Source organism: Halomonas sp. TA22 (genome assembly GCF_013009075.1).
Taxonomy (GTDB): domain Bacteria; phylum Pseudomonadota; class Gammaproteobacteria; order Pseudomonadales; family Halomonadaceae; genus TA22.
On the sequence record NZ_CP053108.1, the window covers coordinates 1,952,514 to 1,978,579 of the forward strand.

The following is a 26,066-nucleotide window of genomic DNA, read 5'->3' on the forward strand; positions in this document are numbered from 1 at the left end:
ATTGAGGGAAAAGCATGTAGGAGACAGGGGTCTGGCGCCCCTGTTCTGCTGGCAGTGGGGCTCACTTCTTCTTGTTCAGGGCTTCCTTGGCGTCGCCCTTGGTCTGCTGAGCTTCGCCCTTGCCCTGCTGGACCTTGCCCTTGGCGCGCGTCTCAGGATCGTCGGTGGCCTTGCCTACCGCGTCCTTGGCCTTGCCCATTGCCTTGTTGCCGGCACCTTTCGCTTTGTCGCTGGCCGAGCTAGTCATAATCGATATCTCCAGTCCGTGAGTTAAGGCCCGAGGAATCTCAGGCAGCACTAAACAATCCATAGTGCCTCTACTAGCATAGTGAATTATCACGTTAATGCCGCATTCATCGATCAATCGATGTCAGCCAGAGCGTTTTCTACTAAAGTCAATCCCTTATGCGATATTGGCCTGCCATGACCACCGCCGGTCTCTGTCAGGCCATCGTCCATCCAGTCATCACAGGTGTTTCGCCCATGAAAGAACCCATACTGGTCATCAACTGCGGTTCCTCCTCGATCAAGTATGCGCTGATATCTCGAGAAGACGGGCAAGGGGACAAGCAAGATGCTGGCGAGGCTCGCCTGGAGGGTATAGCGGAGCAGCTCGGCAGCGAGGAGGCGCAGTTGAAATACACCGACAGTCTGGGTGCGAAGCAACGGCGGTCGCTACCGGAGGCGGACCATACCGCCGCGCTCGAGGCGATCTTCGAGCAGCTTGGCGAACAGCTGCCGGTCGCGGTGGGGCACCGCATCGTGCATGGTGGCGAGCGCTTCACCCAGGCGGCGATCATCGATGAAGGCGTCATCGAGGCGATTCGCGAGACCTCGGCCTTGGCACCACTGCACAACCCGGCCAACCTGGCCGGCATCGAGGCGACCCGGCGGATCTTCCCCGACCTGCCTCAGGTCGCGGTATTCGATACCGCCTTTCACCAGAGCCTGCCACCGCATGCCTATCGCTACGCACTCCCCGAATCGCTCTATCAACAGCATGCCATTCGTCGCTATGGCTTCCACGGCACCAGCCACGCCTATATCAGCCAGACCGCCGATGCCCTGAACCCGGGCCGAGAGAATGGCTGGCTGACCGCTCACCTGGGCAATGGCTGCTCGACCTGTGCGGTGTGGGCCGGCCGCAGCCTGGATACCAGCATGGGGCTCACGCCGCTTGCCGGAGTAGTGATGGGCACTCGCAGCGGCGACGTCGACCCAGGCCTGCACGCCCACCTGGCGCGCCAGCTCGGCTGGTCGCTCGAGGAGATCGATACCATGCTCAACAAGAAGAGCGGGCTGCTCGGGCTTTCGGGGCTCTCCAACGACATGCGCCAGATCGAGAGTGCCGCCGAGCAGGGACATGCCGGGGCGTTGCTGGCCATCGCGGTGTTCTGCTACCAGATCGCCAAGTCGCTGGCAGCGCTCTCCTGTGCCCTGCCGGTACTCAGCGGCCTGCTCTTCACCGGCGGCATCGGCGAGAACTCCCCCCTGGTGCGTCGCAAGGTGATCGCGGCCCTTCCCCACTTCGGCTTGAGCATGGACCCAGCGGCCAACGATGCCACGGTGCGTGGCGCCCAAGGCCGCATCGACCAGGCGCATGCAGGCGCCCCCCAGGTATGGGTGATTCCCACCGACGAGGAGGGGCAGATCGCCTGCGAAACCCGTCAACTCATGCTCGACAGGGCCTGACCCGACCAAGGATGCTAGACCATGCAAACTCTTCTGATGGTACCCACCTCCGTCGGTGCCGGCTTGACCTCGGCCTGCCTGGGGCTGATCCAAGCGCTCGACTACATTGGCCTGAAAGCGGGCTTTCTCAAGCCTTTCATGCAGCGCGAGCTCAACGGGAGCGGCCCTGACCGCTCCAGCGCCCTGGTCGCTCGCACCCTCAACCTGACCCCGCCGGAATCGATTCGCCAGGAGCGCATCGAGCGTCTGCTGCGCGAGGATCGTCTCGACGAACTGCTCGAAGCGGTGATCGAGCTGCACCAGCAGGCCGCTCATGGCCCGGAGAACGACCATGACATCGTGGTGGTCGAAGGCCTGGTGCCCACCGAGCACAGCACCTACGCCGCACAGCTCAACGCGCATCTCGCTCATGCCCTGGACGCCCGAATCATCTTCGTCGGCACCGGCGACATCAATGCCCCGCAGGAACTGGCTGAAGAGCTCGACATGCATGCGCGCAGCTTCGGCGGGGTCAGCTCCGTCCGCACCATGGGCTGCATCCTGATGCGCATGAAGAACCTGCCCAGTGTCAACAGCGAGCTGCCCGTGGTGCCGGGCTCCGCCAGCATCGTGCTTGACGAGAAGCTGATCAGCGACCTGCGCCGCTACTCCCCGGCACTCGCCACCGATCGTTTCCACCTGATCGGCGTGGTGCCCTTCAGCGATACGTTGAGCGTGCCGCGGATTCGCGATGTCGCCGAGGCGCTGGGCGCCCGCTGGCTAAACGAGGGCGATGCCGACAGCCGCCGCGTGCTCTCCACCAGCCTGTGCGGTCGTCGCGCCGCCCACGCCCTGGAGGTTTTCAAGCCCGGCACCCTGATCGTCACCTCCGGCGACCGTGACGATATCCTGCTGGCGGCGGCCCTGGTAACGATGAACGGCACGCCGCTGGCCGGGGTACTACTGACCAACGGCTACATACCCAACGAGTCGATGATCGAGGCCTGCAGCCCAGCGCTCAAGACCGGCCTGCCGGTGCTGAGCGTGGAGACCAACAGTTTCAACACGGTGCAGAACCTGAGTCAGATCAGCAGCGAGATTCCCGCCGACGACCTGGAGCGTGCCGAACAGGTGGCACGCTTCGTGGCCGGGCATATCGACCTCGACTGGCTCAAGGATCACCTGAGCCGCGGTTATGTGCGCAGGCTGTCGCCCTCGGCGTTTCGTCACCAGCTGGTGCAGAAGGCGCAGCAGGCCAAAAAAAGGATCGTACTACCGGAGGGTGACGAGCCGCGCACCATCGAAGCGGCCGCGCTCTGTCAAAGCCGTGGTATCGCCCACTGTATCCTGCTGGCCAAGCGCGAGGAGGTGGAAAACGTCGCCAAGACCCGCGGTATCGAGCTGCCGGAGGATCTCGAGATCATCGATCCCGAGAGCATCTACCACGACTACGTGGATGCCATGGTCGAGCGGCGCCGGGGCAAGCTCAGCGAACCCATGGCCGAGGCCCAGTTGCAGGACAACGTGGTGCTCGGCACCATGATGCTCTACCAGGACGAGGTCGACGGCCTGGTCTCCGGCGCCGTGCATACCACCGCCAACACCGTGCGCCCGGCCTTCCAGCTGATCAAGACAGCCCCGGACTATGGCCTGGTGTCGTCGATCTTCTTCATGCTGCTTCCAGAACAGGTGGTGGTCTATGGCGACTGCGCGGTCAATCCCGACCCCAACGCCGAAGAGCTCGCCGAAATCGCCATCCAGAGCGCGCGCTCGGCGATCGCCTTCGGCATTGAGCCCAAAGTGGCGATGATCAGCTACTCGACTGGCGAATCCGGTAGCGGCTCGGGTGTCGACAAGGTACGCGAGGCCACGCGGATCGCCCGCGAGCGCGCCCCTGAGCTGCTCATCGACGGCCCGCTGCAGTACGACGCCGCGGCCATCGAGAGCGTCGGCAAGCAGAAGGCGCCGGACTCCCCTGTCGCAGGCCAGGCGACGGTCTTCGTGTTTCCCGACCTCAACACCGGTAACACTACCTACAAGGCCGTGCAGCGCAGCGCCAAGGTGGTCAGCGTGGGTCCCATGCTGCAGGGCCTCAACAAGCCGGTGAACGACCTCTCGCGAGGTGCGCTGGTCGACGATATCGTCTATACCATCGCCCTCACCGCCATCCAGGCTGCCCAGAACGGTTCGCGCTGATTCGCATCCGGCCAGGCCGCGCCTGGCCGGAGTGCTATGCTCACTGCATAACGACAGGAGAGAACGCCATGCCAGGCTTGTTGAGCGATGTGGATCCCCAGGGTCTGCTCGAATATTCAGTGGTTTACACCGACCGGTCGGTCAACCACATGTCCCAGAAGTTTCAGGGTGCGATGCGCGACATTTCCGCCACGCTCAAGGAGGTCTACCGCGCCGAGGCCGTGGCCATCGTGCCCGGCAGCGGCACCTTCGGGATGGAGGCCGTGGCGCGCCAGTTCGCCACTGGCAGGAAGACCTTGGTGATTCGCAACGGCTGGTTCAGCTACCGCTGGAGTCAGATCTTCGAGATGGGCAACATCCCCGCCTCGAGCCAGGTGCTCAAGGCGCGGCGCAGCGAGGCGCGCGCCGATGCACCGTTCGCACCGGCTCCCATCGAGGAGGTCGTCGCTGCCATCGAGGCGCAAAAACCGGACCTGGTATTCGCACCCCACGTGGAGACGGCCTCGGGCATGCTGCTGCCCGATGACTACCTCAAGCGTGTGGCGCAAGCCGTGCATGGCGTCGGCGGCATGCTCGTGCTCGACTGCATCGCCTCCGGCACGCTATGGGTGGACATGCAGGCGATCGGGGTGGATGTGCTGATCAGCGCGCCACAGAAAGGCTGGAGCGGCTCACCCTGCTGCGCCATGGTGATGTTCTCGCCCCTCGCGCTGGAGCGGCTCGAGTCCACCACCAGCAGCAGTTTCGCCGCCGACCTGCGCAAGTGGCGCGCGATCATGCAGGCCTACGAGGAGGGCGCCCACGCCTACCACGCCACCATGCCCACCGACAGCCTGATCCAGCTGCGCGACGTCATGCGTGAAGCCGAGCGTCACGGCTTCGCCACGCTGCACGCCCAGCAGCAGAAGCTGGGCGACGAGGTGCGCGCCCTGCTCGCCCGCCATGGCATCAAGAGCGTCGCCGCTGAGGGCTTCCAGGCGCCCGGCGTGGTGGTCAGCTACACCCAGGACGCGGCGATTGCCAGCAAGTTCATGGCCGCCGGGCTGCAGGTAGCCGCCGGAGTACCCTTGATGTGCGACGAGGGAGAGGGGTTCGGCACCTTCCGGATCGGCCTGTTCGGCCTGGACAAGTTGCAGCACATTTCACGCACCGTCGAGGCGCTGGAAACGGCACTGTCTCAGTTCGATTGATAAGCCGATGTTTCCCCTTGGTCCGCGATAGCCTAGAGTTGAGGGATCAATACGCCTGTGACCAAGGGATGGATGAATGAATATCCAGGAAAATACCTCAAGAACCCGCACCGTTTCTCAGCGCCAGCAGCTCTCCCTGTTCGCTCGTAATTTCTTCAAGCACCCCAGAATGCTTGGCTCGATCATTCCCAGCTCGCCGTTCCTGGTCAGGCGGCTGCTGGATCAAGCCGACTGGGAGCGGGCCAGGGTACTGGTGGAGTACGGCCCCGGCGTCGGCACGATCAGTCGCGAGATCCTGAGCCGTATGCATCCCGAGGCGCGCTTGGTGGTAGTGGAAACCAACGAGGACTTCGTCAACTTTCTGCACGAGTCGATTCCCGATCCGCGCCTGCTGGTGGTGCATGGCTCGGCGGAGGATATCAAGGCGATTCTTGCCGAGCACAACCTCGACGGCGCCGATCACGTGATCGCCGGCATCCCCTTCAGCACCATGCCCGATGCGCTGCGCCGGGGCGTGCTCCAGGCGACCCAGGAGGCGCTCAATCCCACCGGGTCGATGCTGATCTATCAGTTCTCGCCCAAGGTGCATTCAGACCTGCAGCAGGTCTTCTCGAATGTCCGCAAAGGCTTCGAGCCGCTCAACATCCCTCCCGCGCAAGTCTATTTCTGTACGCCATAGCGTGTGGCTCGCTGCCTCAGACCACCATCACTCGCGGTGCGTCCGGGCGCCGTCGGGTCGGGCCTGCAGGACCGGCGCCCCCTCGGCGTCGGTGACCACCACGTCGAACGCATCGAGATGAGCGAAATAGGCCGGGCGCACCACCCCAAACTTGCTGGCATCGACCACCAGGATGGTCTGCATGGCGGTATCGATCGCTGCCTGCTTGGGCGCCACTTCATGGAAATGGAAGCAGCTCACCCCCCGCTGCGCATGAACTCCCCCCGCCGAGATGAACGCCTTGTTGATGCCCAGCCGAGCTACCGCAGCATACATCTCGTCACTACCGAAGGATTGCGATGAGCCATGGTAGATGCCGCCGAGCAGAATCAGCCGCACATTGGGCAACCTGCCCACGGCGTTGGCGACATTCAGCGCATAGGTCACCACGGTCAGCTCGCGAAGGCCTGCCAGTGATGAAATGAGCGGGATCAGCGTGGTACCGCAGTCGATGAACAGCGTATCGCCCGGCTCGATGAAGGTAGCGGCGCACTGGCACAGGCGATGCTTGCTCAGGTAATGGCTGCTCTGCTGCTCGTCGAGATCATAGACCGGGGCGAATTGCGGGTTATCGGCCATGACCAGGCGTCCGCCGAGAAAGGTCATGCGCCCTTCGCTTGCCGCCACGTCGCGGCGAATGGTCATCTCCGACACGCCACACAGCCTTGCCGCCTCGCTGAGGTGGATCGTCCCGCCACCACTCAGGGCGTCCTGCAACCTGGCCAGGCGCGTTGCGCTGCGGCCACTCATCGACACCGACTCCACATCCTTCACCGCTCATCTGGTTGGCTGCTCCCTATGCTGAGCCAGCCGCCACGGAAATTCCACTGCAACCGCTGCTTGTGACGCGCCGCACAATTCAATGTGACAAGCGTCGCAATTTTGTTAGAAAAATAACACTCCTTGTTGCAGAATTAACAACTGCTTCGCTTTTTCTACCCGATAACTTCGGAACAACAACGATAACCTCCTCGAGGACATCATGGAAATCGTACGCACCTCTTCTGTCGCCACCCTTGGCGCGGGCCTTCTGCTTGCCTGTTCCACTACTGCCGTCCAGGCGAGCAGTTGGTCACCGGCATGGTCGTTTGCCAACGTCTCGCTCAACTACCTCGACTGGTCCTCCGGCACCGTAGCGCGAACTGCCGGCAATGCTGCCAAGAGCGATTTCTTCTTCCTCGAACTCGAGGGGGGCGTAGGCTTCGAGTGGGGAGAGTTCTACGGCTTCGCGGATCTGGAAAACCCAACCCACGACAGCTTCGACGAGGATAGCGGCGGCAAGGACAACCTTCGCAGTGCAGCCAAGGTCACCTCCCATCTCTACCTGGGAGATACCCCCTTCTCGCTCTACGCCCATGTCTACGACTTCCGCGATTACGGTTACAATTCCCGCGAGCAGGATCAGATCCTTGGTGTCGGCTATCGCCACACCTTCGCCAATGGCCTGTGGTTCAAGCCGTTCCTGGGCGCGGCGCGGGTACAGAGCGATGGCTATACCGGGATGAATGGTTATATGGCAGGCTGGGTGGCCGGTTACGATTTTCAGGCCCTGGGGCAGAACTTCAGCGTCACCAACTGGCATGAGCAGACCTTCGATCGCGACAGCGACTACCTGGAGCAGAACTATGTCGGCGATACCGCCGGGAGTATCGGGACCAACGGCGCGTTCTCGCTGTGGTGGCACCCGAGCCGCCTGATCACCACTGGCATCCAGTATCGCTACTCGGTCAACAAGCTGGGCACTCCGGACGACTACCAGAACGCCATGATCTACACCGTCAAGCTCAACTTCCTGTAGAAGCTCGCCTGAAGCGCTTCTATTACCTACACCCTCTTCGCCCAGAGGAACGCTAATGACCATTCTCATGAGCTTGGTCGGGATGGCGACGCTTGTGCTCATCGCCATCCTGTTCTCCTACAACCGTCGCGCCATTCGGCTGCGCACCGTGGGGGGCGCCTTTGCTCTCCAGGCAGGTATCGGCGCCTTCGTGCTCTACGTGCCGTTCGGTCAGGCCGTGCTGCAGACCATCTCCTCCGGCGTAAGCCAGGTGGTGGTGTATGCCAATGACGGCATCGAGTTCCTGTTCGGTGGCCTTGCCGACTTCGACAACGTCGGCTTCGTGTTCGCCGTGAAGGTGCTGCCGATCATCATCTTCTTCTCGTCGCTGATCGCCGTGCTCTACTACCTGGGCATCATGCAGTGGGTGATCCGCATCCTCGGTGGCGCGCTGCAGAAGCTGCTGGGCACCTCGCGCACCGAGTCGCTGTCGGCGACCGCCAACATCTTCGTCGGGCAGACGGAGGCGCCGCTGGTGGTGCGCCCCTTCATCGCCCGCATGACCCCATCGCAGCTGTTCGCGGTGATGTGCGGCGGGCTCGCCTCGGTGGCCGGCTCGGTGCTGGCCGGCTACGCGGCGCTGGGCATTCCCATGGAGTACCTGGTGGCCGCCTCGTTCATGGCCGCGCCAGGCGGGCTGCTGTTCGCCAAGTTGATCATGCCCGAAACCGAGGAGCCCAAGGATAGCGTGTCGGAGACGATGCAGGAGGTCGAGGCGGACGAGAAACCCGCCAACGTTCTCGATGCCGCCGCCTCTGGCGCCACCTCCGGCCTCAAGCTGGCCGCCAACGTCGGTGCCATGCTGCTTGCCTTCATCGGCCTGATCGCCCTGATCAACGGCATGCTGGGCGGCGTGGGTGGCTGGTTCGGCATGCAGACGCTGAGCCTCGAGCTGCTGCTCGGCTGGCTGTTCGCCCCGCTGGCCTTCCTGCTCGGTATCCCCTGGGAGGAGGCCACGCTGGCCGGCTCGTTCATCGGCCAGAAGCTGGTGGTCAACGAATTCGTCGCCTATATCAATCTCGCGCCCTATATCAGTGGCGATCAGGTGGTGGCGGCAACCGGTCAGATGATGACCCCGCATACCATGGCCGTGCTCTCGTTCGCACTATGCGGTTTCGCCAACCTCTCGTCGGTTGCGATCCTGCTCGGCGGCCTGGGCAGCATCGCCCCCACCCGGCGCCAGGAGATCGCCCGCTTCGGCGTGAAGGCCGTACTGGCCGGCACGCTCTCCAACCTGATGTCGGCCTCCATCGCCGGTTTCTTCATCGCCCTGGCCTCCCTGGGCTGAGGCATCGAGCCATCATGGACACGGGGCAGGCAGCCCACCCAAGAAGGCCGCCGCTCCGATACCGCATGCCACCTCTCAAGCGAGTAATCATCATGACCGAACTACAGCAAGCCGCACGCCACGCCCTGGCATTGATGGACCTGACCAGCCTCAACGATGACGACACCGAGCGCAGCATTGCCGCCCTGTGCCGTCAGGCGAACACGCCGGCAGGCCACCCCGCCGCAATCTGCGTCTATCCCGCCTTCATTGCCACTGGCCGCCACGAGCTGGCCGCGCTGGGCCTTAAGGACAAGGTGCGCATCGCCACCGTGACCAACTTTCCCGCCGGTGGCGACAATATCGAGCGTGCCGCGAGCGAGACCCGTGAGGCCATCGCCCTTGGCGCCGACGAGGTCGACGTGGTATTCCCCTATCGCGCACTGATGGCCGGCAATGCGACCCTGGGCCGCGAGCTGGTCGCAGCCTGCAAGGCCGCCTGTGGCGAGAAGCCACTCAAGGTGATCCTCGAGACCGGCGAGCTCAAGACCCCCGAGCTGATCCGCCAGGCAAGCGAGCTTGCCATCGCGGGGGGCGCCGACTTCCTCAAGACCTCCACCGGCAAGGTGGCCGTCAATGCCACCCTGGAGGCCACCGAGATCATGCTGCGGGCGATCCTCGACAGCGGCCGCGATGTCGGCTTCAAGGCTGCCGGTGGCGTGCGCACCGCCGAGGAGGCGAAGGCCTACCTCGAGCTTGCCGCCGACCTGATGGGCGAAGCGTGGATCACCCCCGACCATTTCCGCTTCGGCGCCTCAAGCCTGCTCGCCAGCCTGCTCGCCACGCTGGGAGTCGAGCAGGGCGAACGCCCGGCCCAAGGAGGCTACTGATGCTGCCCCAGGAGATCATCCGCCACAAGCGCGACGGCAAGGCGCTAACGGCTGCGCAGACCCAGCGCTTCGTCGCCGGCATTGCCGATGAGCGCATCGGCGACGGGCAGATCGGTGCCTTCGCCATGGCGATCTATCTCAACGGCATGAGTGCCGACGAGACGGTGGCGCTGACCTGTGCCATTCGCGACAGCGGCGAGATTCTCGACTGGCGTGGGCTCGATCTGCCCGGGCCGGTTATCGACAAGCACTCCACCGGCGGGGTCGGTGACGTGGTATCGCTGATCCTCGGCCCTTGGGTCGCCGCCTGCGGCGCCCATGTGCCGATGATCTCCGGGCGTGGCCTGGGCCACACCGGCGGCACCCTGGACAAGCTGGAGTCGATTCCCGGCTACCATGTCACGCCGGACAACGCCACCTTTCGCCGCGTGGTACGCGATGCCGGCGTGGCGATCATCGGCCAGACCGACAGCCTGGCCACCGCCGACAAGCGGCTCTATGCAGTGCGCGACGTCACCGCCACGGTGGAGTCGATCCCGCTGATCGTCGCCTCGATCCTCGGCAAGAAGCTCGCCTGCGGCCTCGACGCCCTGGTCATGGACGTCAAGGTCGGCAGTGGCGCCTTCATGCCCACCCCCGAGGCCTCCCGCGAACTAGCCGAGGCGATCGTCAGCGTGGCGGCGGGGGCCGGTACGCCGACCACCGCCCTGCTCAGCGACATGAACCAGGTATTGGCGAGCTGCGCCGGCAATGCCCTGGAGGTTCAGGAGGCAGTGGAGCTGCTCACCGGCAAGCGGCGCGACGGGCGACTGCTCGAGGTGACCCGAGCGCTTGGCGTGGAGATGCTGCTTGCCGGCGGCATTGCCGATTCACGCGATGGGGCCCTGGCGCGCCTGTCTCATGCCCTCGATTCCGGCACCGCCGCCGAGCGCTTTGCATGCATGGTGGCGGGACTTGGCGGGCCCGGCGACCTCCTCGACGCCCCGGCGCGCTGCCTCGCCCAGGCACCGGTGACGCGTGCCGTGCATGCCGCAAGGCCAGGCTACATCCAGGCCATGGATACCCGCGAACTCGGCATGGCGGTGGTCGAGCTGGGTGGCGGGCGATTGCAGGCGGGTGCGGCCATCGATCACAGTGTCGGGCTCGCCCAGGTCGCCGCCCTCGGTGACTGGGTGGATGGTGAACGCCCGCTGGCGGTGATCCATGCACGCAGCGACAGCGATGCCGAGCGCGCCGAGCGCCAGCTGCTCGCGGCATTCACGCTGGGTGAGGCAGCCACGCCGCCCCCGCCGTTGATCCACGACGTGATCCGCCCCGCCTCGTCTACCCTGGGAGAAAGCTCATGAACCGCGCCATCGTGCTGATACTCGACTCCTTCGGTATCGGCGCCGCGCCGGATGCCGAGCAGTTCGGCGATGCCGGCGCCGATACCCTTGGCCATATCGCCGCCGCCTGCGCCCGCGGCGAAGTCGACACGCCGCAACGCACAGGACCGCTCAAGCTGCCCAATCTGGCACGGCTGGGGCTGTTCCACGCCCACCGCGACAGCAGCAGCGGCGTGGCGGCGGGCGTCACCCTGCCCGCGCAGGTCGAGGGCGCCTACGGTCATGCCCGAGAGATCTCGTCGGGCAAGGATACCCCCTCCGGCCACTGGGAGATCGCCGGCGTGCCGGTGCTATTCGACTGGGGCTACTTCGAGAACAAGCGCGAGAGCTTCCCCGCCGAGCTGCTCGAGGCACTGATCCGTGACGCCGAGCTGCCCGGCGTGCTCGGCAATTGCCACGCCTCGGGCACCGAGATCATCCAACGTCTCGGCGAAGAGCACGTTGCCAGCGGCAAGCCGATCGTCTACACCTCGGCGGATTCGGTCCTCCAGATCGCCGCCCATGAAGAGCACTTCGGTCTGGAGCGCCTCTACCGGCTGTGCGAGACCGCCCGCCGCCTGCTCGAGCCATACAATATCGGCCGGGTGATCGCACGACCTTTCACCGGTGAGAGTGCGGCCACCTTCGCGCGCACCGCCAACCGCCGCGACTACTCGGTGGAGTCCCCCTCGCCCACGGTGCTGCAGAAGCTCGTCGACGAGAAGGGTGGCGAGGTAGTGTCGATCGGCAAGATCGCCGACATCTATGCGCACTGCGGCATCACCCACAAGATCAAGGCGAGCGGCCACGACGCGCTGTTCGAGGCGACACTCGAGGCTCTCGAACGGACAGGCGACAACGTGCTGGTGATGACCAACTTCGTCGACTTCGACATGCTCTATGGCCACCGCCGTGACGTCGCCGGCTACGCCGCGGCGCTGGAGGCCTTCGATGCGCGCCTCCCCGAGCTGCTGGCGCGCCTGCGCGCCGACGACCTGCTGGTGATCACCGCCGACCACGGCTGTGACCCCACCTGGCAGGGCACCGAGCATACCCGCGAGCATGTGCCGGTACTGGCCCTGGGGGCAGGACTTGCCGCGGGCCCGCTCGGGGCACGCGACTCGTTTGCCGACATCGGCCAGACGCTTGCCAGCCACTTCGCGCTGAGCCCGATGGCGCATGGCCGCAGCTTTCTTTCATCCACTCGGGCCAGCGCCCGGGTTTGACCAACAGGAGCCCTCATGGCAACTCCGCATATCCAGGCGGCACCGGGCGACTTCGCCGACACCGTGCTGATGCCCGGCGATCCACTGCGCGCGCAGTACATCGCCGAGACCTTCCTCACCGACGTGCGCCAGGTGAACAGCGTGCGCAACATGCTCGGTTTCACCGGCCGCTACAAGGGCCGCGAGATCTCGGTGATGGGCCACGGCATGGGCATCCCCTCGGTGTCGATCTACGCCAAGGAGCTGATCACCGACTACGACGTCAAGACGCTGATCCGCGTCGGTTCGTGCGGTGCGGTGCGCGATGACGTCAAGCTGCGCGACCTGGTGGTGGGGCTTGGCGCCAGTACCGACTCGAAGGTCAATCGCACCCGCTTCATGGATCACGACTTCGCCGCCATCGCCGATTTCGCGCTGGTCGCCCGCACCGTCGAGGCGGCCAGGGCACTGGGCATGCCACTCAGGGTAGGCAACATGTTCTCCGCCGATCTGTTCTATTCGCCGCAGCCCGAGCTGTTCGAGCTGATGAAGCGCTACGGCATCGTGGGGATCGAGATGGAGGCGGCCGGCCTGTATGGCGTGGCGGCGGAATTCGGCGCACGCGCCATGACCATCTGCACGGTGTCGGACCATATCCTGCGCGGCGAGGCACTGAGCGCCGAGGCTCGCCAGAACACCTTCAACGAGATGATGGAAGTAACGCTCGAGGCGGTACTGCGTGACGATATCTCGCAACGCAACGAGGCCTGATCATGACCCATACCGTCCCCGACGAGATCCGCACGCGTCTGCTCGCGGTGCGCGACAATGCCTATGTGCCCTACTCACACCATCCGGTAGGGGCTGCCCTCTCCACGCCGGGCGGCGAGTGGTTCTACGGCTGCAATGTGGAGATCGCCAACTACAAGGGGCTGTGCGCCGAGGCCTCGGCCATCGCCGCCATGGTCGGCAGCGGCCAGCAGGAGATCGACGAGATCTATGTGATCGGCCCCGGCGAGCACCTGTGCACGCCCTGCGGCGACTGCCGCCAGCGGATACGCGAATTCGCCGGCCCCGACACCCGCATCGACGTACTCGACGCCAACGGCCGGCACCTCAAGTCCTACCGCATGGACGAACTGCTGCCCGACTCCTTCGGACCGGAGAATATCGGCAAGCCCTCGCCGATGTCGTCTGGGTGATAGGGGGGGACCATGGGGGATATAAGCTGGAGGTAGCAATCGCTTGCTCCAGCTAGGCTGTCCAAGCCTGCTGACGCGAAAGGGCAGCGGCAGGCTGGCCCCCCTAGCGAATTTCCTCGACTTTGGTAGAGCGCTCACGGATTTTCAAAGCGTGCAGATAAAGCTGATTGATATCACTATAATGCTTTATCCGAGTGACTTGATCTTTATAGTAGACATCAAACCACACAACGTCATGCCCTTTCATTTTCGCTTTTATTTTTTCAATATCCTTGCCTTCGATGCGGGAAAGCCCACCTTTGTAGTGAAATATTAAAGACGAATCTCCTTGTTCAATAGTCCATTGCGCCTCCTCGACCAAGCCACTTGCCCATGTATGCTTACCACGCCCGACACCAAATATAAAAGCACACACAAGTGAGATAGCTAGCGTTTGAGTTGGAACACTGCCATCTTGCCACACACGATAAGCAATGATAGAAGTAAAGATACCAAACCCAACATACAGTGAGCGCCTCCTATTAACGCGACTTATATAATCATCACTTATCGAATGCATAAACGTATACAATCTGCATAGCAGACCTCCACCCAAGATGCTTATTAGAAAGCCAAAAACAATACTTAACTCGAGTCATCACACAAGCCGCTTGCCAACTACTTCATAGACCGCGCTACCAGCCTCTTCAGTAGCAAACTGGCCTGTCACAACGCGCGCCGTGCCGGTAGCGGCAGCATAAGAATCGATTACCGGCGCCCCATGCTCTACTTGCCTTTCTCTTCTGGGTGACGCCTTTTTTCCGGATACTTGATCCAGTACCACACACTTATAAAATCAAAAAATGCTACGAATGCAAACATAACAACAAATCCTACTGCCCAAACACGATGCCAGCGCTGCTGCACAAGCCCATAGCCTCGCAGCTCCCCACCGAACAGGGCATACAGCCACTCCCATATCACCACGCCATTCCAGAAGAATACGAAAGCAAAACTAGCGAACAAAGCGTTAATCGCATTCCGCTTCAAAAGGCCTCTCCATGACATATCCCTAACCGCCATTATTGCCGCTCCTCAGTTTCAACACCTGGTAGCAAGGCAGGTGCATTACCGATCATCGTTTATGCCGCGTAACCAATAATTGTCGAAGGTGATGTTGCCGCCGCGTTGCAGGGCGATATCGCTGTCGGCTGCCAGGCGGGCTGCCTGTATGGGCAGCCAGGACGCAGGCCATATTCCTTGGCGACGGTCGCGGCGTTCTCATCAGCCCAGTCATCTGGCAGCCTGCAAATATCGACAAGGTTTTTGGGAGTAAACTTGGAGCCCTGCTGCCAACTACCTAGCCTGCTTTATCTTTGGAACGTAAGGATTCGGCAATATACTTCCCAACCATTGCTCCAAACATCACCGCCAAACCAGCGAATACAACGCGCATCATATTCAAGCCAGCACCTTCAGGAGAAAATAATAGAGGCGCTACGAACTGGTATATTACAAAAGCAACAAAGCCACCCAGCAACCCTGCCTTACCTAGCCTTGACTCTTTTTTGACACTCATGTCACAACCTCATTCTTCCTTAACTACAAGTCCAGCACACCAACTCATTACGGCCTACCGACAGTTTATATTCCATCGACTCGACACCGAGCACACCTAATCCTCTCCATCAACCGATGAGCCCCCACCATCAGCCGAATGCTTTCTATAATACCACATATTGAATAACCCAATCGTCAGACCGAATAGATACATGGCAACAAAACCTATCACCCAAAACCTCAACCATCGCTGTTGAGATGGACCATACCCCTTTAACTCAGCACCAAAAAACTCATATATCCACTCCATGACCACCATCCCGTGCCACAAAAAAAAGCAAATCATGCCAAGTGGAAAAACGACTTTTGCATTACGAAGAAAAAACGCTGCCCAAGTCCAATGATACTGTTCCATAACCATCACCTCTCATCACTAGCATCAGGAAGCGGAATAAATGCGGGCATATTGCTGATGACAGTCTCTGCAGCATTTCCTAGAGCATCAGCCGTAGGCATAGTAAAGGGAACTGTTGCGGAAGTCTGGAACAAGGGAAGACCTATTTGACTGGGTATATTTCTCATCTCTTGACCAACAAAATTGCCAGCCATCGTACCGCCTGCACTAGCGCCAGCACCAAAAAGTGCACCAGTAAGCACGGATTTACTCTCGTCATGCATCCAATTCGTCGCTGAAGTCTGAGTACCGCCCGCCGCACCGCCTAGGATGGCATTACCGATGATACTGCTGCCTGCCATCGGTCCAAAGAGCAGCGATGTACCTCCTGCCATCATGGTTTGCCCAAAGCGGTAGTCACCTTCTTGGATCCCTTGGCCCGCCATGTCGAAGCTTGCACCCACACCAAAGTATCCTATCGCACTGCGTGCTCCCAGCATGGACGCATAGGCTGTTCCAAAGGGCACCGCAGCCAGACTTGAGGTGCCGCGAACAAATGCCTCCATATCTTGCTGCTGTTGCTCAGGCGTCCGCAAATCGGGGCTGTTGAGATTGTAGGGTAGCCCCGACGCCATGGCGATGCTGCCGGGGAACACCGGCTGCGACTCTCTCGGTACCGGCACCCCACGGTTAGGGGCGGGTGTCCAGTAGGGAGAGTTTCTGCCGCCGGTCTGTTCGACGATAAAAGCATATAGACCGTCGCGTGGCACGTTCGGTATTGCCTGGACCATGCCATGGCTGCCATCAGCGTACTGCACCTGCACCCACTCAGCGCCGAAGTCGTAATAGCCCATTTCCTCCGGGCTGAGCCCCGGCTGTAACGGCACATGGATATTGTCGTAAGGACCTTCGCCCAGTGCATGGTTAGGCAAGCCCCGCAAGGCACTCTCGATCTCCTCCAGCGTGAATTGCCCATCGCTCGACTCGGCGAGGTCGCGAGCCAGCTCCCGTTCCGCTGTATGCAACTGTCGGTTGTAGGACTCCACCTGCCCGGCGATAAAGGCACCGTCGTTCACATCACCACCCGCCAGCTCCGCTGCCACGATACCGACGATCTGGGCGGCGGCATTGCTGAATTCGGCTCGGCTGGCATCACTCATGAGCTCATTAACGAGGGCTTCACTGGCCCCCGCCGCCAGCGCGCCGGTAGCGAAGTCGCCGCCCATGGCTTCGCTGACGCTGCCGCCGATCAGGGCGTGCAGGGCGATCTTCTGCGGGGCGCCTTCTTGCCACAGTTGTTCGTTGGCAAGGTCGCCTACGGCATTGAACAGCACGCCACTGACCACATGTGCCACGGCGTTCTCGAGGCTGTCGCCGAGATGATCGCCGAAGCTACCGCCGGCGATGGCAGTGCGGATGCCGGCATCGATGGCGGCCTGGGTGACGCGTTGCCCGGCGAAGCGGACGATGTCGCTACCGGTACCAATAGCTGTGTCCACCTCGGCAAAAGAGCGGCATTTATCTGTGGCGTTACGACACATGAGTCAGTCTGAGTGGCTCACCTCTACTGTTTTGCTCTATTGCCTCTTACCTACCACTGCGCAACGCCAGTTCCATACCGCGAAGCTCCGCCAACCCCTTCATCCGGCCATAAAGAGGATATCCCGGCCGGGTATCGCGGCGCTGATCATCGAGAATCGTGTGGCCATGGTCGGGCCGCAGCGGCAGTCGCGGGCCACCCTCCCGCTCGCGCCGCCACTCCTCGTCGAGTAGCGCCCGGATCACCTCGACCATGTCGACATCACCGGCCAGATGGTGTGATTCATGGAAGGAGGCACCATCCGCTTCGCGCTGCGTCGCGCGCAGATGAGCGAAATAGATGCGTTCGGCAAAGCGCCGTGCCATGGCCGCCAGATCGATCTTCGGGCTTACGCCATAAGAGCCGGTGCACAGCGTCAACCCGTTGGCAGGACTCGGCGCGGCATCGAGAATCCACTGGGCGTCCTCGGGCGAGGAGACGACCCGGGGCAGGCCCAGTAGCGGCCTTGGCGGATCATCGGGATGAATCGCCAGACGGATGCCGGCCTCTTCGGCCACCGGTACGATGGCGCGCAGAAACTCGCCAAGATGCTGGCGCAGCCGCTCGGCGTCGATCGATGCGTATTCGGCCAACACCTCGCGAAAGCGTTCCAGCGTGTAGTGCTCCTCGGTGCCCGGCAAGCCGGCGATGATAGTGTCGATCAGCTGCGTGCGACCGGTCTCGTCCAGGGTTGCCAGATACGCCTTTGCTGCACGCTGCTGCTCCTCGCCATACTCCGCTTCGGCACCCGGCCGCTCGAGCAGGTAGAGATCGAACGCCGCGAATGCGGTCTGGTCGAAACGCAGCGCCAGTCCGCCATCGGGCAGTGGCCAGGCCAGGTCGGTGCGCGTCCAGTCGAGCACCGGCATGAAGTTGTAGCAGACGATGTCGATTCCACAGCTCGCCAGGTTGCGCAGCGTCTGGCAGTAGTTGTCGATATAGGTGCGATAGGAGCCGACACGTTGCTTGATCGCCTCGTGGACCGGCACGCTCTCGACCACCGACCAGCGCAGCCCTGCGCGCTCGATCATCGCCTTGCGCTCATCTATCGCCTCGACCGGCCACACCTCGCCGTTGGGTGTTTCATGCAGGGCGCTCACGATGCCGGTGGCGCCGGTCTGGCGAATTTCGTCAAGGGTGATGGGATCGCTGGGGCCGAACCAGCGCCAGGTGTGTTCCATGGTGCTTCCTCGTCATGATCAGGAGAGTTCAAGGCTTGCCAGTGTCTCGGCGAGTCCCTCGGCGGTGAGCTGCTGATAGGCCGAGGTGACCCCCGCAACGAAAGCGGGCGAGCCGGCCAGCGCCGGCGGAAAGACATCGCTCAGGCCAAGGGAGGCCTCGACCAGACGTTCGGGGGCGTCGCCGAACTCGGCATGCAGCGCGGCGAAGGTATCGGCCAGCGGATCATCGACCGAGTGGCTACTGCCCTGCAGGTCGTGGCCTGCGGTATAGCGAATCCAGGCGGCGACACCCAGTGAAGTGCACGTTATCGGCGCGCCGCTCTCGAGCCGCATCAACGCGCCAAGCAGCCAACGCTGGGGAATCTTCTGCGAGCCATCCATGGCGATCTGATGCAGACGATGGCGCAGGCTGTCATTGGTGAAGCGCGCCAGCAGCTGCTCGGCATAGGCGTCAAGATCGGTACCTTCGGGCATGGCGAGTGTCGGTGCCGCCTCTTCGAGCATGTAACGCTTGAGCAGGTGGCGGTATTCGTCGCGGCTGACCGCCTCGAATACCGTCTCGATCCCCTGCAATGCACCCAGATAGGCGAGCAGCGAGTGGCTGCCGTTGAGCATGCGCAGCTTCATGGTCTCGAAGGGTGCCACGTCGGCGACCATCTCCACTCCCTCTGCCGCCCAGTCGGGGCGCCCCTGGGGAAAGTCGTCCTCTACCACCCACTGGCTGAAGCTCTCGCTGACCACGGCGTTGGGGTCCTCGATCCCCATCACGGCGAGGCGCTTGAAGTCGGCGTCGGTCATCGCCGGCACGATGCGATCCACCATGCTGCACGGGAAGGAGACGTCGCGCTCGATCCATTCGGCAAGCCCGGCATCGCGGTACGCCGCGAGCTGGGTCACCGCGGCACGGGTCCGCTTGCCGTTGTCGGGCATGTTGTCGCAGCACAGCACGGTAAAGGGGGGATGACCCGCTGCTCGGCGACGCGCCAGCGCTTCGACCAGAATCCCCGGGGCGGTGCGTGGCGCCTCGGGAGCAGCGATATCGGCGGCAATCTGCGGATCGTCACTCAGCAGTCGCCCTTCGGCAGGGCTGAGGAAATAGCCCTTTTCGGTCACGGTGAGCGTCACGATACGCACGCGCGGGTCGCTCATGCGTGCAAGCAGCGCCTCGAGATCGCGGCCCCACCGGCCAGCCTCGTCGTGGCCGCTGAAGAGTGTCTCCTGGATCACGCCGATCTCGCGCAGAGTGACGTTCTCGCTGTCGGCATACTCGGCGACATGATAGCGAAAACCTGCCTCGCGCAGGCCATCGACCAGGACCACACCTGTGCGCAGGTTGGCGCTGCTCAGCCCCCAGGCAGTGTCGCCGCTGCGCTGTCGATAACGCTCCAGATAGACCGTCTGGTGAGCACGATGAAACGCTCCCAGCCCGAGGTGAACGATGCCGATCTCGCCCGTCGGTGCGGCGCGCAGCGTTGTGGTGGCGCCCGTATCGGCGTTTGCGTCAGTCATGGCTCGCTCCCTGGCGATAGTCCGGAAAGGCAATGCCGTAGCGCTTGCCGATCTCGAGTAGTGTCTGCGTCACCCCCGTTTCGATGGCGACCCCCTGTTCGGCGGCCTGCTCCTCGGCCTCGATCTCCTTGAGGCCGGCATAGTAGACCCGCTCCTGATCCCTTGCCGGCGGCGAGGTGCGCAGGTCCTCGAGCAGCTGATCCATGTCGCGACGAAAGTCGGCGGCGGGGCGGAACATGTCGATGCGAAAGGCGGCGAAGAAGTGCCCTACCCGGCCGGAACTGACCGGCGTGTCGTGGATATGCTTGCCAAAGCCATGGCCGGCAAGTGCCCCGCACAGGATATCGACCATCACCGCAAGCCCGTAGCCCTTGTAGCCACCGAACGCCTCACCGGCGCCGCCCAGCGGATGCAGGCCGCCACCGGCATAGCGATTCATGCTCTCGAGCAGGCTCGGCGCATCGGAAGCGTGCTGGCCTTCGGCATCGGCCGCCCACCCTTCGGGCAGGGGCTTGTTGTGGCGCGCATAGACCTCGAGCTTGCCGCGGGTCACCGCGGTGGTCGACATGTCGAGCACGAACGCCTGCTCGCGGTCGGCCGGAGCGGCGAACGCCAGCGGGTTGGTGCCGAACAGGCACTGGCTGCCGTGGGTCGGTACGCCAAGGGCCGCGGTGTTGGTCATGGCGATGCCGATCAGGTCGTGGGGTAGCGCCTGCATGGCGTACCAGGCACCGATGCCGAAGTGGTTGGAGTCGCGCACCGTGGCAAAACCGGCGCCCTGGCTACGCGCCTTGTCGATCACCGCCTGCATGGCGCGCTGCGAGACCGGCGCGCCCATCGCACCCCGCGCATCGAGCGCGATCGACAGCGGCGTCTCGTGCAGCACCTCCGGCTGCGCCCTGGCCTCAATGCTACCGCTCTCGAGACCCTTGACGTAGCGCATCAGGCGCGCCACGCCATGCGAGGGAATGCCGCGGGCATCCGCCGATACCAGCACCTCAGCCGAGACCTGGGCATCCTCGGCCGAGAGCCCAAGCTCGGTGAAGACTCCACGGCAGTAGACGATCAACGCCTGGCGATTCACATGGTTCATGATGTCATTGCCCCATCAGCAGGTTGGGAAGCCACAGCGAGATGGCAGGCACATAGGCCACCAGCATCAGCACCATGAGATTGCAGATCAAAAACGGCACGATCGCACGGGCCACGGTGAGCATCTGCAGGTTGCCGATTCCCGAGACCACGAACAGACAGACCCCCACCGGCGGCGTGGTCAGGCCGATCATCAGGTTGAGTACCGCCATGACCGCAAAGTGGATGGGATCCATGCCGATACCCGTGGCCACGCCCAGCAGGGCGGGAAACAGGATGATCAGCGCGGCGATGGTCTCCATGAAGGCGCCGACGAACAGCAGGATCAGGTTGAGAATCAGGATCACCACGATCGGATTGTCGCTGATCGCCAGGATGCCGGCGGCCAGCATCTGCGGGATCTGCTGGCTGGTCAGGATCCAGCCGAACAGGTTGGCCAGGCCGACCAGCAGCAGTAGCGCCGAGGAGGTCAGCACGGTATCGGTGAGAATCGCCGGCAGCTTGCGCCAGGTCAGGCCCTTGTAGATGTACATGCCGACCACCAGCGCATAGAGGCTGGCGACGATCGAGGCTTCGGTGGGCGTGAAGAAACCGCCGATGATGCCGTAGAGAATGATCGCCGTCATAAGCAGCGCCCAGAAGGCGGTGCGTCCCTCGCGCAGCAGCTCGCGCAGGGTGGAACGACGCTCCTTGGGATAGCCGCGTCGTACCGCCAGGATATAGACGGTGATCATCATCGCCACGCCCAGCAACAGGCCGGGCACCGCACCGGCCAGGAACATACGACCCACCGAGACGCCGGCCAGCGAGCCGACGATGATCATCGGCACGCTGGGGGGAATGATCGGTCCGATGGTCGACGAGGCGGCCGTGACGGCGGCGGCGAAGGGCTTGTCATACCCCGCCTTCGCCATGCCCGGAATCATCACCGAACCGATGCTCGCGGCATCGGCCACCGCCGTGCCCGAAATGCCGCCGAAGATCATCGAACCGCCGACGTTGGCAAGCCCGAGACCGCCGCGGATATGACCGACCAAGGCGTTGCAGAAACGCACGATATGCTCGGTGATGTTGCCGACGTTCATCAGGTTGCCGGCCAGCACGAAGCCGGGAATGCACAGCAGCACGAAGGTATCGATACCCGAATACATTCGCTGCGGCACGATGGTCAGCGAGATGCCTTCCATCAGCAGGTAGCTGAGCGAGGAGATACCCAGCGCAAAGGCGATCGGCATGCCCAGCACCAGCAGCACGAGAAACACGCTGAACAGTACGATCACTTCCATGAGTCGGTCTCCGGCTTGCGCAGCATGGCGATGATTCCCTCGACGAAACCGACCACGCTATAGAACAGCACCAGGGCAAACAGCACCACGGTGGAGAAAAAGATATAGAGCATGGGAACCCGCAAGGTAGGGGAAGTCTGCCAGGCTCCGTTCTGGGCGTACTGCCAGGCATAGGGCAGCACCATGAACGCGAAGCCGCCGATCATCAGGCAGATCAGCGCCTGGTAGCCGGCCCGCGTTCGCAGGCCAAGACGGTGATGGTAGAGCTCGACGTTGACATGACGGTTGCGGCGGATCGCCACCCCCGCCGATAGCGCCACCATGTAGATGAACAGGTAACGCGAGAGCTCCTCGGTCCAGGCCGGCGAAAACGGCAAGAACAGCCGACCCGAGACCTGCAGCAGCACCGTGGCGGCAATCGCCACCAGGGCCAGGTTGGCCAGCAGCACGGACAGCGTGTCGACCCAGCCGATGACGCGGCCGAGCGGCCCCTTGAGAGAAGGCACCGCGGCCAGCGCATCCAGGCTGGCGATCACCTGCTGCCCATCTCGGGCTGGTGGCGAAGTGTGTGGTTGATCGGGGGAATCCATAGACAACCTCGTGGAGAGCGTGGCCTCCCCGGCATGTGGGAGCGGGTGCGGTTGGCCGCACCCGCCGGGAGGGGTTACAGGTCCTGAATGGCGTCGAACAGCGCGCGCTGCTCTTCATTCAATGCCTCGAGCACTGCTGGTCGCGCCTTCTCGGCGAAGGCATCGGTGTCGACCTCGACGAACTCCATGCCGCGCGCCTGAAGTGCCTCCTCCAGCCGCTGCTGATCCTCCTCGAACAGCTCAGCCTGATACTCCTGCATCTCCCGAGCCGCCTCGCGAACGACCTGCTGCAGCTCCTCGGGCATGCTCTCCATCTGGTTGCGGCCGATCACCACATAGATCCAGCTGCGCACATGACCGGTGAGGTTCACGTAGTCCTGTACCTCGTTGAAGCTCGCGCTCTCGATCAGGCTCAGCGGATTCTCCTGGCCCTGGATGGTGTTCTGCTGCAGCGCGGTGAAGACTTCGCTGAAGGCCATCGGCGTGGGCCGGGCGCCCAGCGCTTCCCAGGTGTCGACGAACAGCGGTACGTTTGGCACACGCAGGCGAAGCCCATCGAGATCATCGGGGTGTCGGATCGGCCGGTTGGAGGTCAGCTCGCGCGGGCCGCGCTCGAACCAGGCGATCGGCACCAGGTTGGCACGCTCGGTGATCTGCGCCTCGATCTCCTCGCCGATCTCGCCCTCCACCGCCTGGCGCAGGTGGTCGGAGTCGCGGAAGGCATAGGGCACCGCCATCATTGCTGCCTTGGGTGCCCAGTTCTGCAGGCTCTCGCCGGTGATGGTCATGTCCGCCGTGCCGAGCTGGATGCTGTTGATCACATCCATCTCGTTGCCGAGCTGCTCATTGGGAAAGAGCTGCACTTCGATGCGACCCTCGGAGTTCTCCTCGACCTGCTCCTGGAAGCGTTCGGCGGCCTGGTGCCAAATGTTCTGCTCATTGGCAAGATGGCCAAAGCGCAGCGTGACATCGGCGGCCAGCGCCTGGCCCCCGAGCAGCGTGGCGCCCAGGATGGCACCGGTGACGAATCGTTTGATCATGACGTTATCTCCTGACTTTGCTGTTGTGTGTCGGCGATGCGTGCATCGTGTTGGCTCAGGCGCCGATGTCGATCAGCACCTTGCGAGCCCTTTCGGGATGGTGATCGAGCATGTCGATGGCATCGGGCATCTCGTCGAACGGCAGGCGGTGGCTGACCAGCGCCAGCGGATCGAGACGCCCCGAGGCCATCAGCTCGATCACTTCGGGAAACTTGCGGTTGTTCAGGCGCGACCCCACCAGGGTCAGCTCCTTCTTGATCACCTCCAGCTGAACCAGATCGCTTGGCGTCGGGTTGAAGCCGAGCAGTCCGATGCGCCCGGCCGGCGAGGCGATACGCAGCATCTGCGGCAGCAGCGCCGGCACGCAGGCGGCATCGGCGATCAGCGGGATCCCTTCACCACCGGTCAGCTCGTGCAGGGCCGCCTCGACATCTTCGTCACGTCCGTTCAGGGTGCGGATTGCCCCCAGCTCGCGGGCCGTGGCCAGGCGCTCGTCGATCACGTCGCTGATGATGATCTCCTCTATCCCCTGAGCGCGGGCCATCTGCAGAATGGTCAGGCCGATCACACCGGCACCGAAGATCAGCAGCCGGTCGCTGGCGATCGGCTGCATGCGCTCCAGCACATTGGCGGCGATGCTGTAGGGCTCGACCAGCGCCGCCGCGTCCAGGCCCACATGCTCAGGCAGACGGTGGGCATTGGTGGCAGGCACGTTGACCCGCTCCTCGAAGCCGCCGTTGCGGTGCACACCAATCACCTGAAGCGAGGTGCAGACATTGGGACGGCCGATACGACAGGGGTAGCAGCTACCGCAGCTCACCACCGGATCGATGCAGACCCGGTCGCCGATGGCGAGTCCCTCGACCCCCTCGCCGAGCGCCTCGATCGTGCCGGCAAACTCATGCCCGGTGATGCGGGGAAAGCGCACGAAGGCGTTGTCCCCATGGATGATATGCATGTCCGAGCCGCAGATGCCGGCATAGGCGACTCGCACCAGCACCTCGCCGGGGGCGGCCTGGGGAGCGTCGACATTGGCAATGGTGTAGTCCAGCGGTGCACTTACCTGAAAGGCTTTCATCGGTTCACCTCGTTACCAGTGCCAGAGCGTGCCATCTTCCAGTCGATTGACCGGCAGGCTGGCGCGTTTGTAGGGATACTGCTTGGCCAGGGACTCATCGATATCGACCCCATGCCCCGGCGTCTCGCCGACGATGAAATGCCCTTCCTCGAAATGGTAGTCGTGAGGAAACACCTCGTCGGTGATCGCCTCGTGGGGCATGTGCTCCTGAATGCCGAAGTTGGGTACCCAGCTATCGAAGTGGATCGCTGCCCCCAGGCACACCGGCGACAGGTCGGTGGCACCGTGGAAGCCGGTGCGCACGTGATAGAGCGCCGCCAGGTCGGCAATGCGGCGCAGGTGGGTGATGCCCCCACCGTGGGAGAGCGGCGTGCGAACGTAGTCGATCCACTGGTTCTCGAGCAGCTCGCGATAGTCGTGAATCGAATTGAATACCTCGCCGATGGCCAGCGGCGTGGTGGTGTGCTGCCGGACCAGCTGCAGCCCTTCCTGGTTCTCCGCCGGGACGCAATCCTCCAGCCAGAACAGGCGGTAGGGTTCGACCTCCTTGCCCAGCCGTGCCGCCTCGATGGGCGTCAGGCGATGGTGGACATCGTGCAGCACATGGATATCGTCGCCGAAACGCTCGCGCACCGCGGCGAACAGCTTGGGGGCATGGTTGAGGTATTTGACGCTGTCCCAGACATGTTCGGCGGGCAAGTCGGAGTCCGCCGGCTCGTAGCGCTCGCCCTCACGCTTGGCGACACCATAGGTGGTGGCGATGCCGGGAATGCCGGACTGAACCCGGACCGCGCGATAGCCAAGCTTGAGGTGCTTGTCGACCTCCTCCAGGCAGCCCTCGATATCGCGCCCGGTGCAGTGGGCATAGGTCATCACCCGTTCGCGGCTCTTGCCGCCCAGCAGCTGATAGAGGGGCATGTCCGCCGCCTTGGCCTTGATATCCCACAGCGCCAGGTCGACCGCCGCGATGGCGGTCATGGTCACCGGGCCGCGCCGCCAGTAGGCGCCGCGATACAGATAGTGCCAGATATCCTCGATACGACTGGCGTCGCGCCCGATCAGCGCGGGGATCACATGCTCCTCGAGGTAGGCCACCACCGCCATTTCGCGACCGTTGAGGGTGGCATCGCCGATCCCGTAGGTGCCTGACTCGGTGACGATCTTGAGGGTCACAAAGTTGCGCCCCGGTGAAGTGACGATGAGATAGGCATCACTGATTTTCATGGCTGTTCCGTCGC

At 63.1% G+C, this 26,066-nt stretch carries 26 protein-coding genes; 11 read left to right on the forward strand and 15 right to left on the reverse strand.

All coding sequences use genetic code 11. The features are described 5' to 3' along the window. Window positions 1–61: 61 nt before the first annotated feature. Complete coding sequence (locus HJD22_RS09105) at window positions 62–247, reverse strand: CsbD family protein (protein WP_208655871.1); 186 nt, start codon at window positions 245–247, stop codon at window positions 62–64. A gap of 236 nt (window positions 248–483) precedes the next feature. On the opposite strand from HJD22_RS09105, the gene HJD22_RS09110 reads away from it, so the two are divergent. The 4 genes from HJD22_RS09110 (at window position 484) to HJD22_RS09125 (ending at window position 5,736) form a co-directional block, all read left to right on the forward strand. Further along, window positions 484–1,692, forward strand: a complete 1,209-nt coding sequence (locus HJD22_RS09110; RefSeq protein WP_208655872.1) for an acetate/propionate family kinase — start codon at window positions 484–486, stop codon at window positions 1,690–1,692. 21 nt (window positions 1,693–1,713) lie between these two features. After that, window positions 1,714–3,867: a phosphate acetyltransferase gene (gene pta / locus HJD22_RS09115; protein WP_208655873.1), complete on the forward strand. Its 2,154-nt coding sequence runs from the start codon at window positions 1,714–1,716 to the stop codon at window positions 3,865–3,867. 68 nt (window positions 3,868–3,935) lie between these two features. Continuing rightward, entirely contained in the window at window positions 3,936–5,057 is a 1,122-nt protein-coding gene (locus tag HJD22_RS09120) for an aminotransferase class V-fold PLP-dependent enzyme (RefSeq protein ID WP_208655874.1), read from the forward strand. Window positions 5,058–5,133: 76 nt separating this feature from the next. After that, window positions 5,134–5,736 carry a class I SAM-dependent methyltransferase gene (locus tag HJD22_RS09125; protein WP_208655875.1) on the forward strand — a complete coding sequence of 201 codons (603 nt, stop codon included), beginning with the start codon at window positions 5,134–5,136 and terminating at the stop codon, window positions 5,734–5,736. Between the two features lie 27 nt (window positions 5,737–5,763). Here the strand turns inward: HJD22_RS09125 and HJD22_RS09130 are convergent, their stop codons facing one another. Beyond that, entirely contained in the window at window positions 5,764–6,525 is a 762-nt protein-coding gene (locus HJD22_RS09130) for a DeoR/GlpR family DNA-binding transcription regulator (protein WP_208655876.1), read from the reverse strand. Window positions 6,526–6,757: 232 nt separating this feature from the next. On the opposite strand from HJD22_RS09130, the gene HJD22_RS09135 reads away from it, so the two are divergent. The 7 genes from HJD22_RS09135 (at window position 6,758) to cdd (ending at window position 13,540) form a co-directional block, all read left to right on the forward strand. After that, window positions 6,758–7,573, forward strand: a complete 816-nt coding sequence (locus HJD22_RS09135; protein ID WP_208655877.1) for an outer membrane protein OmpK — start codon at window positions 6,758–6,760, stop codon at window positions 7,571–7,573. Window positions 7,574–7,628: 55 nt separating this feature from the next. Then, the gene (locus HJD22_RS09140; RefSeq protein WP_208655878.1) at window positions 7,629–8,900 is read left to right on the forward strand and encodes a NupC/NupG family nucleoside CNT transporter; all 1,272 of its coding nucleotides are present in this window, start codon (window positions 7,629–7,631) and stop codon (window positions 8,898–8,900) included. Window positions 8,901–8,992: 92 nt separating this feature from the next. Then, window positions 8,993–9,769, forward strand: coding sequence for a deoxyribose-phosphate aldolase (deoC, locus tag HJD22_RS09145; protein ID WP_208655879.1), 777 nt, complete (start codon window positions 8,993–8,995; stop codon window positions 9,767–9,769). Next, window positions 9,769–11,115 (forward strand): thymidine phosphorylase, encoded by a 1,347-nt coding sequence (gene deoA / locus HJD22_RS09150; protein WP_208655880.1) that lies wholly within the window; start codon window positions 9,769–9,771, stop codon window positions 11,113–11,115. Before deoC ends, deoA begins: the two co-directional genes overlap by 1 nt. Next, window positions 11,112–12,359 (forward strand): phosphopentomutase, encoded by a 1,248-nt coding sequence (locus tag HJD22_RS09155; protein WP_208655881.1) that lies wholly within the window; start codon window positions 11,112–11,114, stop codon window positions 12,357–12,359. The genes deoA and HJD22_RS09155 overlap by 4 nt, the downstream gene beginning before the upstream one ends. A gap of 15 nt (window positions 12,360–12,374) precedes the next feature. Next, window positions 12,375–13,109, forward strand: a complete 735-nt coding sequence (gene deoD, locus HJD22_RS09160) for a purine-nucleoside phosphorylase (RefSeq protein ID WP_208655882.1) — start codon at window positions 12,375–12,377, stop codon at window positions 13,107–13,109. Between the two features lie 2 nt (window positions 13,110–13,111). After that, window positions 13,112–13,540, forward strand: a complete 429-nt coding sequence (gene cdd, locus HJD22_RS09165) for a cytidine deaminase (protein ID WP_208655883.1) — start codon at window positions 13,112–13,114, stop codon at window positions 13,538–13,540. A gap of 103 nt (window positions 13,541–13,643) precedes the next feature. On the opposite strand, the gene HJD22_RS09170 is transcribed toward cdd, so the two are convergent. The 13 genes from HJD22_RS09170 to manD all read right to left on the reverse strand — a co-directional run bounded on the left by HJD22_RS09170 (window position 13,644) and on the right by manD (window position 26,052). Continuing rightward, on the reverse strand, window positions 13,644–14,099 hold the full coding sequence (locus tag HJD22_RS09170) for a hypothetical protein (protein ID WP_208655884.1): 456 nt from the start codon (window positions 14,097–14,099) through the stop codon (window positions 13,644–13,646). A 206-nt stretch (window positions 14,100–14,305) separates the two neighbouring features. Then, window positions 14,306–14,602: a hypothetical protein gene (locus HJD22_RS09175; protein WP_208657044.1), complete on the reverse strand. Its 297-nt coding sequence runs from the start codon at window positions 14,600–14,602 to the stop codon at window positions 14,306–14,308. Window positions 14,603–14,879: 277 nt separating this feature from the next. Further along, window positions 14,880–15,098 (reverse strand): hypothetical protein, encoded by a 219-nt coding sequence (locus HJD22_RS09180; protein ID WP_208655886.1) that lies wholly within the window; start codon window positions 15,096–15,098, stop codon window positions 14,880–14,882. A gap of 96 nt (window positions 15,099–15,194) precedes the next feature. Further along, entirely contained in the window at window positions 15,195–15,494 is a 300-nt protein-coding gene (locus HJD22_RS09185; protein ID WP_208655887.1) for a hypothetical protein, read from the reverse strand. 5 nt (window positions 15,495–15,499) lie between these two features. Further along, entirely contained in the window at window positions 15,500–17,014 is a 1,515-nt protein-coding gene (locus HJD22_RS09190; protein WP_208657045.1) for a DUF637 domain-containing protein, read from the reverse strand. Between the two features lie 46 nt (window positions 17,015–17,060). After that, window positions 17,061–18,233 (reverse strand): mannonate dehydratase, encoded by a 1,173-nt coding sequence (uxuA, locus tag HJD22_RS09195; RefSeq protein WP_208655745.1) that lies wholly within the window; start codon window positions 18,231–18,233, stop codon window positions 17,061–17,063. Between the two features lie 18 nt (window positions 18,234–18,251). After that, window positions 18,252–19,742 (reverse strand): mannitol dehydrogenase family protein, encoded by a 1,491-nt coding sequence (locus HJD22_RS09200; RefSeq protein ID WP_208655744.1) that lies wholly within the window; start codon window positions 19,740–19,742, stop codon window positions 18,252–18,254. Then, window positions 19,735–20,835, reverse strand: coding sequence for an Ldh family oxidoreductase (locus HJD22_RS09205; protein ID WP_208655743.1), 1,101 nt, complete (start codon window positions 20,833–20,835; stop codon window positions 19,735–19,737). The genes HJD22_RS09200 and HJD22_RS09205 overlap by 8 nt, the downstream gene beginning before the upstream one ends. Before the next feature lie 4 nt (window positions 20,836–20,839). Beyond that, window positions 20,840–22,120: a TRAP transporter large permease gene (locus tag HJD22_RS09210; protein ID WP_208655742.1), complete on the reverse strand. Its 1,281-nt coding sequence runs from the start codon at window positions 22,118–22,120 to the stop codon at window positions 20,840–20,842. Next, a complete protein-coding gene (locus HJD22_RS09215) occupies window positions 22,111–22,710 on the reverse strand; it encodes a TRAP transporter small permease (RefSeq protein ID WP_208655741.1) in 600 nt (199 codons plus the stop codon). Before HJD22_RS09215 ends, HJD22_RS09210 begins: the two co-directional genes overlap by 10 nt. Window positions 22,711–22,784: 74 nt before the next feature. After that, window positions 22,785–23,750, reverse strand: a complete 966-nt coding sequence (locus HJD22_RS09220; RefSeq protein WP_208655740.1) for a TRAP transporter substrate-binding protein — start codon at window positions 23,748–23,750, stop codon at window positions 22,785–22,787. Between the two features lie 55 nt (window positions 23,751–23,805). Next, a complete protein-coding gene (locus HJD22_RS09225) occupies window positions 23,806–24,828 on the reverse strand; it encodes a Zn-dependent oxidoreductase (protein ID WP_208655739.1) in 1,023 nt (340 codons plus the stop codon). A gap of 12 nt (window positions 24,829–24,840) precedes the next feature. Beyond that, on the reverse strand, window positions 24,841–26,052 hold the full coding sequence (gene manD / locus HJD22_RS09230; RefSeq protein WP_208655738.1) for a D-mannonate dehydratase ManD: 1,212 nt from the start codon (window positions 26,050–26,052) through the stop codon (window positions 24,841–24,843). Between the last annotated feature and the right edge of the window lie 14 nt (window positions 26,053–26,066).